Genomic DNA, 12,560 nt, shown 5'->3' with positions numbered 1-12,560 from the left:
GGGCCCAGCGCCCGGGGGAGTCCGGCGGCCCCGGAACCCACCGTCCCTACCGTCCCAGCGAGAAGCCCAGCACCACGCCCGCCGAGACCTCCACCATCCCCGGCACGAGGTCCCCGGACGAGGCGCCGCCCCCGCCGCCGTGACCGCGGTACTGCTTGAACTCGTACGACTCCGAGTCCACGTCCTGGATGTGCAGCACCGTGCCGAGCCGCACGCCCGCCGCCTCCGCGTACACCTCCGCCTTGCGCCGGGCCGCGGCCACGGCCCGGCGGCGCGCCTCGTCCCGCAGCGCCGGCTTGTCGTGCACGTCGAACTCGACGCTGTCGATGGCGTGCGCCCCCGCCTCGACCGCTTCCACGATCAGCTGCTGGAGGTCGTCCAGCGCCCCGCTCTCGACGACGTACGCGGCCCTGCAGCGGTAGCCGCGGAACGTCCGCTCGCCGCCGTACCCGTCGTACTCCGAGCTCAGCTTGAGCCGCGAGCCGGACACCGACGCGTCCGGTATCCCGTGCCGGCGCAGCACCTCCCGCAGCCGTGCCGCCGCGGCCCCCGCCTCCTGGAACGCCTGGTCCGGCCCGGGCTCCAGCACGTCCACCGCGAGCCTGACCCGGACCAGCTGGGGCTCGACCCGCACGCTGCCCGCACCGAACACACTGAGCCCCCAGGGCTCCTTGATCGTCTCCGTCATGAGGGCATTGAAGCACCGCCGGGCCGCGGCGCGCCGGGTGATCGCCGGGCCCCGGTCCCTCACCCGCCCCGCGTCCGTGCGCCCGTCCACCCCGGGCGCGCCCCTCTCACGTGTCGCACTCCAGCACCGTCCGGCACAACCCGCACCGCGCCCGCACCCGCCCCCGTACCGGCACCCGGATCCGCTGCTGACAGGTCGGGCACGGGAAGGACACCCGCAGCGGGCCGTGGCCGTCCGGCATGAAGCTGTACGGGACATCCGGCCGGCCGGCCGCCGGGACGGGGGAGGGGCGGTGGTCCTGGGCGTGGCGGCGGTCCCGCGCGTAACGCCGGCGGCCCGCCCAGCCGGCCGCCGTCAGCGGCGGCTGCCGCTCGTCACGGCGGGCCAGCGCCATGCCCTCGGCGTACGCCGTGTACGCCTGCGCGCTGGTGAACCACACCGACGGATCCTCCCCGAACACCAGCGACCGCTTCGCCAGCACGTACCCGAACTCCTCCGGCGTGAGGTATCCCAGCTTCTGAGACGACACCCCGTCCTGGCGGAACGCGTCCAGCAGCAGCCACCCCGTCCCCAGATACGTCGCCGTCGTGTCCGTCAGGATCTCGTTGTCCCGCGTACCGGGGAACGACAGCCCCAGGCGGTGCAGGTACACATGCGTCACCTCGTGCGCCAGAGCCGCCCCGATGTCCCGCCGATGCGTACGGAACCGGTCGTTCAGCTCGACGAAGTACTCCGGGCCGGCCTCGAGTTCGACGTTCGCCGCGTGCCCCATCTCCCGGAACCCGACGATCAGCCGCGCGTCCGGCAGCCGGTAGTGCCGCACCAGCTCGCGGGCCACCCGCTGAGCCCCCAGATGAAGATCGTCCGTGTCGCAGAACGCCACGTCGGCCGGCGCCACGCTGGACGAGAACGTATGGATCGTGTCGTACGACAAACGCCTGTACAACGCGGTGATGGCCGCCCGCACCGTCTCCAGATGTGGGTAGCCGTGCTCGACCGGTCCGTCGTTCGCCACGCCTCACCCCCGGACGCCGTGAACCCGATTCCACTGTACGGGCACGTCCCGGCCACCGCCCTCGATCGCCCGGACCGCGCCCCCTTCTGCCCCGTAGGCTGACCTCCCATGACCACCAGCCACACCGGTACCGGAGACGTCGACCCCGCCGTCCGCGAGGAACTCGCCCGGCTGCGCGACAGCATCGACAACATCGACGCGGCCGTCGTCCACATGCTCGCCGAGCGCTTCAAGTGCACCCAGCAGGTCGGCCGCCTCAAGGCCGAGCACCGGCTGCCGCCCGCCGACCCGGCCCGCGAGGCCCGCCAGATCGCCCGGCTGCGCGCCCTCGCCGAGAACGCCAAGCTCGACCCGGCCTTCGCGGAGAAATTCCTGAACTTCATCATCGCCGAGGTGATCCGCCACCACGAACACATCGCCGACGCGGCAGTGAACGGCTCCACGCCCTCGGCGAACCGGACCACAACGGCCTCCCCCGGGGAGTGACACGACGGCCCGCGCGGGGCATGCTGCGCTGTGCACTCCTTGTCAGCCGGCGGGCACCACCCGTCAGCACCCGGACAGCTCACCTCCGGTCCCTTGCGAGGAGGGACGTGCGCCATGCCACCGGATGCCCGCATCCTCATCGTCGCCGACCACGAGGACACCCTGTACGCGCTGGAGAACGCCCTGGCCCCGCTGGGTCACCTGCTGGGCCGGGCCACCAGCGGCGACGAAGCCCTCAAACAGCTGCTGCGCGGACACGTCGGCCTGCTGCTCCTCGACGCCCACCTGCCCGGCACCGGCGGCCTGGAGGTGGTGCGCTACATGCGGCGCCTGGAACAGACCCAGCACATCCCCGTCGTCCTGCTCACCGGCTTCGTCCGCGACCGGCAGCTCGGCGCCGCCGCCTACGCCCTCGGCGTCGCCGACCTCGTCACCAAACCCGTCGACCCCTGGGCCCTGCGCACCAAGATCCGCCACCTCTACGACACCCACCAGCGCCGGCTGGCCCTGGAGCGCGAGATCCGCACCCTGCGCGCCCGGCTCGAGGAACGCACCGCGAACCCCGGGCGTCCCGGCCTGCCCCGTCCCCTCCCGCGCGTACCGCCCGGGCAGCCCGCAGGGGCGCACACCGGGGAGCTCGAACGAGACCGGACATAGGCCGCGTACCGATATCCGCCCCTGTGCCTCGCCGACGGCATCGGGCAGCATGGCCTGCATGTCCGTACTGACGCGCGACGAAGCGCAGAACCGAGCACAGCTCCTCGACGTCCACCGTTACACGATCGAACTCGATCTGACCACCGGGGACGAGACCTTCGACTCCCGCACCCTGATCAGGTTCAGCGTCCTCGCGGACCAAGAGGTCACGGACACCTTCGTCGAGATCAGGCCCGCCGAGCTGCGCTCCGTCACCCTCGACGGACAGCCCCTGGACGCCGGCACCCTCGACGGCAACCGGCTGCCCCTGAAGAACCTCACCGCCGGCGACCACGAACTGCGCGTCGACGCGCGGATGCGCTACTCCCGCACCGGCGAGGGCATGCACCGCTTCACCGACCCCACCGACGGCGAGACCTACGTCTACACCCAGCTGTTCATGGAGGACGTCCAGCGCGTCTTCGCCGCCTTCGACCAGCCCGACCTCAAGGCCGTCTTCGACCTCACCGTCACGGCCCCCGAGAGCTGGACCGTCCTCGCCAACGGCATCACCGAGCACCTCGGCGACGGCCGCTGGCAGGCCGCCCCCACCCCGCTGATCTCCACCTACCTCGTCGCCGTCGCCGCCGGCCCCTGGCACTCCGTGCGCACCGAGCACCGCGGCCTGCCCTTCGGCATCCACTGCCGCCGCTCCCTGGCCCCCCACCTCGACGCGGACGCCGAGGAACTCCTCGACATCACCCGCGCGTGCTTCGACCGCTACCACGAGAAGTTCGAGGAGCCCTACCCCTTCGACTCCTACGACCAGGCCTTCGTCCCCGAGTTCAACGCGGGCGCCATGGAGAACCCCGGACTGGTCACCTTCCGCGACGAGTTCGTCTACCGCTCCGCCGTCACCGACGCCGAACGCCAGACCCGCGCCATGGTCGTCGCGCACGAGATGGCCCACATGTGGTTCGGCGACCTCGTCACCCTCAAGTGGTGGGACGACATCTGGCTGAACGAGTCCTTCGCCGAGTACATGGGCTACCAGATCCTCACCGAGGCCACCCGCTTCACCGGCACCTGGACCGACTTCGGCGTCGCCCGCAAGGCCTGGGGCTACGACGCCGACCAGCGCCCCTCCACCCACCCCGTCGCCCCCGAGGACGTGGCGGACACCGCCTCCGCGCTGCTCAACTTCGACGGCATCTCCTACGCCAAGGGCGCCTCCGCCCTGCGCCAGCTCGTCGCCTGGCTCGGCGAGAAGGACTTCCTCGCCGGCATCAACACCCACTTCGAGCGGCACCGGTTCGCCAACGCCACCCTCGCCGACTTCATCGACTCCCTCGCCTCCGCCACCGAACGCGACGTCCACGCCTGGGCCGACGCCTGGCTGCGCACCACCGGCGTCGACCGGCTCACGGCGTCCGTCGACTCCCGCCCGGGCGAGTGGACCCTCGCCCTCGACCGGGACGGCAGCCGCCCGCACCGCGTCACCGTCGGCGTCTACGACCGCGACCTCAGCGACGGCCGCAGCCTCGTCCTGCGGGAGCGCTACGAGACCGACGTCCCCCGGGACGGGACCCCCGAGCCGCGCCCCGGCACCCGCCCCGCCCTGGTCGTCCCCAACGACCTGGACCTGACCTACGCCAAGATCCGCCTCGACGACACCTCCCTGGAGACCGTCCTGCGCGGCCTGTCCGGCATCCCCGACGCGCTCACCCGCGCCGTCGTGTGGAACGCGCTGCGCGACATGGTCCGCGACGGCGAACTCGAACCGGAGGCCTACCTCGCGACGGCCGCCGCCCACCTGCCCGAGGAGACCGACCTCGCCCTCGTCCAGGGCGTCCTCGCCTTCGCCACCGGCCACATCGCCGACCGCTACCTCACCCCCGGCCGGCGGCCCGCCGGGCTGGCCACCCTCACCGGGCTGTGCCGCGACCTCATCCGGCGCACCGAGGACGGCGACCACCCCGGCCTGCGCCTGATCGCCGTGCGCCACCGCATCGACACCGTCGCCCACCCCGACACCATCGCCGCCTGGCTCGCCGACGGCACCGTCCCCGGCGGCCCCGAACTCGACCCCGAACTGCGCTGGCGGGTCCTCGCCCGGCTCGCCGCCCTCGGCGCCGTCGACGAGGCCGACATCGCCGCCGAACTCGAACGCGACCCCAGCGCCACCGGCCGGGAAGGCGCCGCCCGCTGCCGCGCCGCCCTGCCCGACGAGAGCGCCAAGGCACGCGCCTGGAAGGCCATGTTCGGCTCCGACGACCTGTCCAACTACCTGTTCACCGCCACCGCCCGGGGCTTCTGGCAGCCCGAACAGGCCGACCTGGTGCGCCCGTACGTGGCCCGCTACTACAAGGACGCGGTGGCCGTCGCCGCCCGTCGCGGCCCCGCCATCGCCGAGGCCGCCGGCCGCTGGGCCTTCCCCGCCCACGCCGTCGACGCCGAGAACCTGAAGCTCGGCGAGAAGTGCCTGCGCAAGGCCGACCCGATCCCCGCCCTGCGCCGCAAACTCGTCGACCAGCTCGACGACCTGGCCCGCGCCCTGCGCATCCAGCAGGCCTAGGGCCTCCCGTTCGGACCGGACAGGATCAGGGTGCCGCCGGCGGCCCGGCGGCACCCTCCGCGGCACCTCACCCCTCCCCGAAGGGGACGTACCTCCTCCGAAGGGCCGGGGAACGATCAGAACACCGGCGTACCGTCCCGGGTCAGCCTCCAGTCCACCGACGCGAAGTCCTCCGGGTCCAGCACCCCCTTCGCCGTCACCCACTCCGCGATCCGCGTACGGATCTCCGTCGACTCCGACCACACCTCCTTCGCCGACGCCACGTGCGGGAACGCGCCGCCTCCGTTCGCCCGGTAGTTGTTCACCGCGAACACGAACCGCTGCGCGTCGTCCAGCGGAGCACCGCCGAAGGTGAGGTTCCTGATCCGCGACCCGGCCGGCCGGGCGATGTCGATCTCGTAGCCGAGCCCCGAGACGTAGTCGTAGTTGTAGTCCGGACGGCCGTTCGCGTTCGTCAGCTTCGCCACGTCCACGGGAGCACCGGCCGCCGTCCGCACGAAGTACTCCGCCGAGTACTCCAGGTACGCCCGGACCTGCGCCCCCGTCATCACCTTCGCGACCAGCGTGTTGTCGTACACGTACAGGCTCGACAGATCCCGGATCGTCACCTCGCCCGCCGGGATCTCCGACGTCCGCGAGAACGGCGACGCCTGCGACAGCACCGGAAGGGAGGCGTACTCGGTGCCCGCGAGGGCCGCCTTCACCACGTCCTCCTGCACCTTGGCGATCAGGTCGATGATCGGCGCGTCCTTGTAGCGCGCCTCCACCGTCGTCAGGGTCTGCGTCGCCGTGCCCACCACCTGATTGACGTACGCCACGACCTCGGCGTGCTCGTCCGACAGCAGCTCGGTGATCGCCGGGTCGTCCTCCACCGTCGCCGCGTCCCGCAGGGACGCCTTCACCGACTCCACCCGCCACCGGCCGCGTTCGAAGACCAGCTCGAAGTCGAACAGCGTCAGCCGTTCGGCGTAGCACAGCGGCTCCGACAGCACGACGTCCTTGCCGGTGGCGTCGTTGGTGACCCTCAGCTCCTCGATCTCCTGGTGCGCGTGCCCGACCAGGATCGCGTCGATCCCCGGCACCTGCCGCGCCACGTTCGCCGCCGCGTTCTCCACGTACGGCAACTGGTCACCGTACGACGACGTCCCCGACGACCCCGAGTGCGCCGACACCACGACCACGTCCGCGCCCATCGACCGCAGCCTGGGCACCCACTTGGCCGCCTGCTCCTCCAGACCCGGGAACGTCAGCTTCCCCTGCACGTACGCCTTGTCCCAGATCGCGATCCCCGGGTTCGTCAGGCCCAGCACCGCCACCTTCACCGGCGGGGCGCCCTTCACCCGGAACGTCTTGATGAAGTACGGCGGGAAGGCGGGCCTCAGCGTCTTCGCGTCCAGGGCGTTCGCCCCCAGCAGCGGGAAGTCGCACTGCTCCTCGAACGTGCGCAGCGTCTCGATGCCGTAGTTGAACTCGTGGTTGCCGAGCGCCACCGCGTCGTACCCGATCGCGTTCATCGCCTGTGCCATCGGGTGCACCGGGCCGCCCTCGGCGGTGATCGGGTCCACCTTCGCGTAGTAGTACGTCAGCGGGGTGCCCTGGATCGTGTCACCCGCGTCCAGCAGCAGCGTGCGGTCCCGGCCCTTCTCCTCGCGGACCTGGTTCACCAGCGTCGACACCCGCGCCAGCCCCTGCGCGTTGCCGGCCGCGTCGGAGTACTCCGCGTCCTTGAAGTAGTCCCAGTTGAACACGTGCCCGTGCAGGTCGGTCGTCCCCATCACGGTCAGCGCGTACCGCTTCACCGGCTTCCTCCCCCGCCCCGCCCCGGCGGCCTCGGCCGCGGGAGCCGCCGCACCCGCCAGCGCCACCCCCGCTCCCGTCACAGCGGACCTCTTCAGGAACTTCCGGCGGTTCAACGGCATGGCAGACTCTCCTCGGACAACGACGAACAACGCGCGTAGATTCGCGCGACGATTCTGACCTGAACACGCCGACCTCGAACAGATCCCCCAGGTTGCGATCCGGTGACCGGCACCGGCGCGTCCCCCGGACGCTCATCGGAGCGGCCCGGTGCACACTTCGACGCTTGTCAACGACCCTTCACCCGCAGGCCGTTGAGTCGTCACGTGCCGCCGAATCGCTACCCGCCGGTAAGCCCTAGGCTCGAACCATGCGCCGAGCGAAAATCGTCTGCACACTGGGTCCCGCCACCGACTCGTACGACCAGCTCAAAGCCCTGGTCGAAGCCGGCATGGACGTCGCCCGATTCAACCTCAGCCACGGCACCCACGCCGAGCACGAGGAGCGCTACCGACGCGTACGCAAGGCCGCCGACGAAACCGGCCGCAGCGTCGGCGTCCTCGCCGACCTTCAGGGCCCGAAGATCCGCCTCGGCCGTTTCACCGAGGGCCCCGTACTCCTCGAACGCGGCGACACCTTCACCCTCACCGTCGAGGAAGGCGTCCAGGGCGACCGCCACGGCTGCGGCACCACCTACGCCGGCCTCGCCGCCGACGTCACCGCCGGCGAACGCATCCTCGTCGACGACGGCAGGGTCACCCTCGAAGTCACCGCCGTCGACGGCCCCCGCGTCCGCACCACCGTCATCGAGGGCGGCATGGTCTCCGACCACAAGGGCCTCAACCTCCCCGGTGTCGCCGTCTCCGTCCCCGCCCTCTCCAAGAAGGACGAGGACGACCTCCGCTGGGCCCTGCGCACCGGCTTCGACGTCGTCGCCCTCTCCTTCGTCCGCACCGGACGCGACATCAAGGACGTCCACCGCATCATGGACGAGGAGGGCCGCCGCCTCCCGGTCATCGCCAAGGTCGAGAAACCCCAGGCGGTCGAGAACATCGACGACATCGTCGCCGCCTTCGACGGCATCATGGTCGCCCGCGGAGACCTCGGCGTCGAGATGCCCCTCGAACAGGTGCCCGTCGTCCAGAAGCGCGCCATCAAGCTCGCCAAGCGCAACGCCAAGCCGGTCATCGTCGCCACCCAGATGCTCGACTCGATGATCGACAACGCCCGGCCCACCCGCGCGGAGGCCTCCGACGTCGCCAACGCCGTCATCGACGGCACCGACGCGGTCATGCTCTCCGGCGAGACCAGCGTCGGCAAACACGCCGTCGAGACGGTGCGGACGATGGCCCGCATCGTGGCGGCCGCCGAGGAGGACATCCTCGCCAAGGGCCTCCCGCCCCTCACCGAACGCAACAAGCCCCGCACCCAGGGCGGCGCGGTGGCCCGCGCGGCGGCGGAGATGGGCGACTTCCTCGGCGCGAAGTTCCTCGTCGCCTTCACCCAGTCCGGCGACACCGCCCGCCGCCTCTCCCGCTACCGCTCCCCGATCCCGCTGCTGGCCTTCACCCCGGAGCCGGCGACCCGCTCCCAACTCAGCCTCACCTGGGGCGTGGAGACCTTCCTCGGCCCGCACGTGGACAGCACGGACGCGATGGTCGGCCAGGTCGACGAGCTCCTGCTGAAGTACGCCCGCTGCGAGAGGGGCGACACGGTCGTCATCACGGCGGGCTCCCCGCCGGGAGTCGCCGGCTCGACGAACCTCGTCCGGGTCCACCGCATCGGAGAGGACTGATCGGAGAGGACGGGGCGGGCGGATGCGGCGGATGCACGAGAAGGTGAAGATCCGCTTTCCGGGTGATGACCTTGGATACGGAGGAAAAGTACCCCGGGTCGGATTCGAACCGACGCTGGATGGTGTTTGAGACCATTGCCTCTACCGCTGGGCTACCGGGGCCCCCTTCGAAACGAAGGTCGGCAGTCACCCGCCGTGCCCCCACCTTACCGCAGCTGGGTACGCTCTTGTCAGCAGTACCGGCCTGCCCCGCACCAAGGAGCCCACGTGAGCGCCCCCGAGTCGCCCCAGCCCGTAGACGTGCCCGACGAGGACAAGTCGCACGTCCCTCCGATGACGACCCGCGTCGTGATCGCCGAGGACGAGGCCCTGATCCGGCTCGACCTCAAAGAGATGCTGGAGGAGGAGGGGTACTCCGTCGTCGGTGAGGCCGGTGACGGTGAGCAGGCCGTCGAGCTGGCCCGCGAGCACAAGCCCGACCTCGTGATCCTCGACGTGAAGATGCCGAAGCTGGACGGTATCTCCGCGGCGGAGAAGATCGCCGAGGAGCGCATCGCCCCCGTGCTGATGCTGACCGCGTTCTCGCAGCGCGACCTGGTGGAGCGGGCGCGGGACGCGGGGGCGATGGCGTACCTGGTGAAGCCGTTCAGCAAGAGCGACGTGGTCCCGGCCATCGAGATGGCGGTGTCGCGGTTCACGGAGCTGAAGGAGCTGGAGCGCGAGGTCGCGGACCTGAGCCAGCGGCTGGAGACGCGGAAGCTGGTGGACCGGGCGAAGTCGGTGCTGCAGACGCAGTACGGGCTGACGGAGCCGGCGGCGTTCCGGTGGATCCAGAAGACGTCGATGGACCGGCGGATGTCGATGCAGCAGGTGGCGCAGGCGGTCATCGACGACGCCGAGGAGAAGAAGGCGTCGAAGGGGTAGTTCCCCCGGCAGCGGGAGGCCCGCGCTCCCGGGGCCGGGGGCGCGGGCCTCGTCGTGTCCGCTCGGACCGGTTCAGTCCTCGCCGAGGTAGGCCTTGCGGACGGACTCGTCGTGCAGGAGGTCCTGCCCGGTGCCGGAGAGGACGATCTTGCCGACCTCCATGACGTAGCCGTGGTCCGCGAGGGAGAGCGCGGCCTGGGCGTTCTGCTCGATGAGCAGGATGGTGGTGCCCTGGGACTTCAGCTCGGCGACGGTCGCCATGATCTTCTGCATCATGATCGGCGAGAGGCCCATGGAGGGTTCGTCGAGCATGAGCAGTTTGGGCCGGGACATCAGTGCCCGTCCCATGGCGAGCATCTGCTGTTCGCCGCCGGAGAGGGTGCCCGCGGCCTGCTTGTGACGTTCCCCGAGGATGGGGAAGAGGTCGTAGGCGCGCTGGATGTCCTTCTCGATGCCCTCCTTGTCGTCGCGGAGGTAGGCGCCGAGGCGGAGGTTGTCCTCGATGGTCATGCGGGGGAAGATGTGCCGCCCCTCGGGGGAGTGGGCGAGCCCCAGCGAGACGATCTTGTGGGCGGGGATCTTCTTCAGCGACCGGCCGTCGAACCTGATGTGGCCGGAGACCGGCTGGAGGAGTCCGGACAGTGTCCTGAGGGTGGTGGTCTTGCCGGCTCCGTTGGTGCCGATGAGGGTGACGACCTGGCCCGCGTCGACCGTGAACGAGATGCCCTTGACGGCCTCGATCTTGCCGTAGGCGACCCTGAGGTCCTCGACCTCCAGCAGTGCGGTCACTTGTCGTCCCCTTCTGTGGTGCTGTGCGCCTCGGCGGCCTCGACCTCGGCGACCTCGTCCTGGCCGGGTGCGCCCTCGAAGGGGGTGCCGAGGTAGGCGGCGATGACGCGTTCGTCGGCCTGGACGACCTCGGCGGGCCCTTCGACGATCTTCTCGCCCTGGACGAGCACGGCGACCCGGTCGCAGAGGTTCATGATGAATCGGATGTCGTGCTCGATGACGAGGACGGCGATGCCCTGGTCGCGGATGGCGAAGATGAGTTCTTCGGCGGCGCGGGTCTCCTGCGGGTTCATGCCCGCGGTGGGCTCGTCGAGCAGGAGCAGGCCGGGTTCGCTGGCGAGGGCCCGGGCGATCTCGAGCTTGCGCTGTTCGCCGTAGGGCAGGTTGCGGGCGAGGTGGTCGGCCTTGGCGGCGAGCCCGGTGAACTCCAGGAGTTCCATGGCGCGTTCGCGGGAGGCCTCTTCCGCCTTCTTGAAACCGGGCAGGCGCAGGAGGGCCGACCAGAGGCCTTCCTTGGTGCGGGTGTGCCGTCCGACGAGCACGTTCTCCAGAACGGTCATGTTGGCGAAGAGCCGGATGTTCTGGAAGGTGCGGGCGATGCCGGCCTGGGTGACCAGGTGCGGCTTGGGCGGCAGGACGGTGCCCTTGTACTCGACCTTGCCCTCGGTGGGGACGTACAGGCCGGTGAGGCAGTTGAAGAAGGTGGTCTTGCCGGCGCCGTTGGGTCCGATGAGGCCGACGATCTCACCGCTGTTGACGGTGAGGTCGACGGAGCGTACGGCGGTGAGGCCGCCGAAGCGCATGGTGACGTTGCCGGCGTCGAGGACGGTCGTGGTGCCGGGTGCGGTGGTGGTGGTCATGGTGGTCACGCCCCTGCCTTCGCGACGCCGGTCGCGCCGTCGGGAAGCGGCTTGTCGTCCGGTACGTCGAGCTGTCCGGTCTCGTGGAACTCGAGCTGCTTCCTGCGGTCGGCGACCAGGCCCTCGGGGCGGAAGCGCATGAGGAGCATGAGCGCGATACCGAAGAGGAGCAGCTGGTACTCCGCCATGAACTGGAGCTTGGCCGGGATGAGGTAGAGCAGCGCGGCGCCGATGAGGGGGCCGCTGATGGTGCCCATGCCGCCGAGGATGACGGCGGCGAGCAGGAAGGCCGAGTTGGGCGGCACGGAGCCGGCGAACTGGTACTGCTCGGGGGTGACGCTGTAGGACACGTGGGCCTGGACGGTGCCGGCGAGGCCGGCGAGGCAGGCACCGAGGGCGAAGGCGAGGAGCTTGAGGCGGAAGCCGTTGATGCCCATGGCGGTGGCGGCGGTCTCGTCCTCGCGGATGGCGACCCAGGCGCGGCCGATGCGGGACTCCGCGGAGCGGCGGAAGACCATGACGACGACGGCCGTGAACAGCAGCATCAGCAGGTAGTAGTTGCCGGAGCGGGTGAGCTCGTGGCCGAGGACGTCGTGCGACACTCCGAGGTTGAAGCCGAAGATCTCCAGGTCGGGGATGTTCGGGATGCCGTTGGAGCCGTTGGTGACGTCGGGTCCGCTGTTGCCGTTCAGGTTGTTCATGGTGATGCGGAAGATCTCACCGAAGCCGAGCGTCACGATGGCGAGGTAGTCGCCGCGCAGCCGCAGGGTGGGAGCACCGATCACCACGCCGAAGATCAGCGAGGCGACGGCGCCGGTGAGGACGGCCGCCCAGAACGGGAACTGGACGCCGATGGCCGACTGCGGCGAGCCGGAGACCAGGGCGGCGGCGTAGGCGCCGACGCCGAGGAAGGCGACGTAGCCGAGGTCGAGGAGGCCGGCGAGGCCGACGACGACGTTGAGGCCCAGGGCGACGGTGGCGAAGATCAGGATGTT

General features: G+C 70.7%; 11 protein-coding genes and 1 tRNA gene. 5 read left to right on the top strand and 7 right to left on the bottom strand.

Translation table 11 applies throughout. The features are described 5' to 3' along the window. Positions 1–46: 46 nt before the first annotated feature. Positions 47–688 (bottom strand): SIMPL domain-containing protein, encoded by a 642-nt coding sequence (locus tag RIM90_RS03595; RefSeq protein WP_309059042.1) that lies wholly within the window; start codon positions 686–688, stop codon positions 47–49. A gap of 106 nt (positions 689–794) precedes the next feature. Then, on the bottom strand, positions 795–1,703 hold the full coding sequence (locus RIM90_RS03590) for a hypothetical protein (protein ID WP_309059041.1): 909 nt from the start codon (positions 1,701–1,703) through the stop codon (positions 795–797). Between the two features lie 108 nt (positions 1,704–1,811). Between RIM90_RS03590 and RIM90_RS03585 the strand changes: the two genes are divergently transcribed. From RIM90_RS03585 to pepN, 3 genes are all read left to right on the top strand, one after another. Continuing rightward, a complete protein-coding gene (locus RIM90_RS03585; RefSeq protein ID WP_309059040.1) occupies positions 1,812–2,189 on the top strand; it encodes a chorismate mutase in 378 nt (125 codons plus the stop codon). A gap of 114 nt (positions 2,190–2,303) precedes the next feature. Further along, complete coding sequence (locus tag RIM90_RS03580; protein WP_309059039.1) at positions 2,304–2,846, top strand: response regulator; 543 nt, start codon at positions 2,304–2,306, stop codon at positions 2,844–2,846. A gap of 49 nt (positions 2,847–2,895) precedes the next feature. After that, positions 2,896–5,400, top strand: a complete 2,505-nt coding sequence (gene pepN / locus RIM90_RS03575; RefSeq protein ID WP_309059038.1) for an aminopeptidase N — start codon at positions 2,896–2,898, stop codon at positions 5,398–5,400. A 116-nt stretch (positions 5,401–5,516) separates the two neighbouring features. Here pepN and RIM90_RS03570 read toward each other — a convergent pair whose 3' ends face one another. After that, positions 5,517–7,319 (bottom strand): 5'-nucleotidase C-terminal domain-containing protein, encoded by a 1,803-nt coding sequence (locus RIM90_RS03570; RefSeq protein WP_309059037.1) that lies wholly within the window; start codon positions 7,317–7,319, stop codon positions 5,517–5,519. 248 nt (positions 7,320–7,567) lie between these two features. Here RIM90_RS03570 and pyk point away from each other — a divergent pair, with 248 nt between their 5' ends. After that, complete coding sequence (gene pyk, locus RIM90_RS03565; RefSeq protein WP_309059036.1) at positions 7,568–8,992, top strand: pyruvate kinase; 1,425 nt, start codon at positions 7,568–7,570, stop codon at positions 8,990–8,992. A gap of 89 nt (positions 8,993–9,081) precedes the next feature. On the opposite strand, the gene RIM90_RS03560 is transcribed toward pyk, so the two are convergent. Then, a tRNA-Leu gene (locus tag RIM90_RS03560) sits at positions 9,082–9,154 on the bottom strand. Between the two features lie 105 nt (positions 9,155–9,259). Here RIM90_RS03560 and RIM90_RS03555 point away from each other — a divergent pair. Continuing rightward, the gene (locus RIM90_RS03555; protein ID WP_309059035.1) at positions 9,260–9,916 is read left to right on the top strand and encodes a response regulator; all 657 of its coding nucleotides are present in this window, start codon (positions 9,260–9,262) and stop codon (positions 9,914–9,916) included. A 72-nt stretch (positions 9,917–9,988) separates the two neighbouring features. On the opposite strand, the gene RIM90_RS03550 is transcribed toward RIM90_RS03555, so the two are convergent. From RIM90_RS03550 to RIM90_RS03540, 3 genes are all read right to left on the bottom strand, one after another. Further along, the gene (locus tag RIM90_RS03550) at positions 9,989–10,705 is read right to left on the bottom strand and encodes an ABC transporter ATP-binding protein (protein WP_309059034.1); all 717 of its coding nucleotides are present in this window, start codon (positions 10,703–10,705) and stop codon (positions 9,989–9,991) included. Further along, positions 10,702–11,574 (bottom strand): ABC transporter ATP-binding protein, encoded by an 873-nt coding sequence (locus RIM90_RS03545; protein WP_375165393.1) that lies wholly within the window; start codon positions 11,572–11,574, stop codon positions 10,702–10,704. Before RIM90_RS03545 ends, RIM90_RS03550 begins: the two co-directional genes overlap by 4 nt. Continuing rightward, a partial coding sequence (locus RIM90_RS03540; RefSeq protein WP_309059033.1) for a branched-chain amino acid ABC transporter permease occupies positions 11,571–12,560 on the bottom strand: 990 nt, incomplete at its 5' end. The genes RIM90_RS03545 and RIM90_RS03540, both read right to left, overlap by 4 nt.

Origin of the sequence: Streptomyces sp., from assembly GCF_031181555.1 — a bacterium.
GTDB lineage: Bacteria > Actinomycetota > Actinomycetes > Streptomycetales > Streptomycetaceae > Streptomyces > Streptomyces fimbriatus.
The sequence above is the reverse complement of the archived record's forward strand: the minus strand, read 5'-3'. Positions and strand labels throughout refer to the sequence as shown.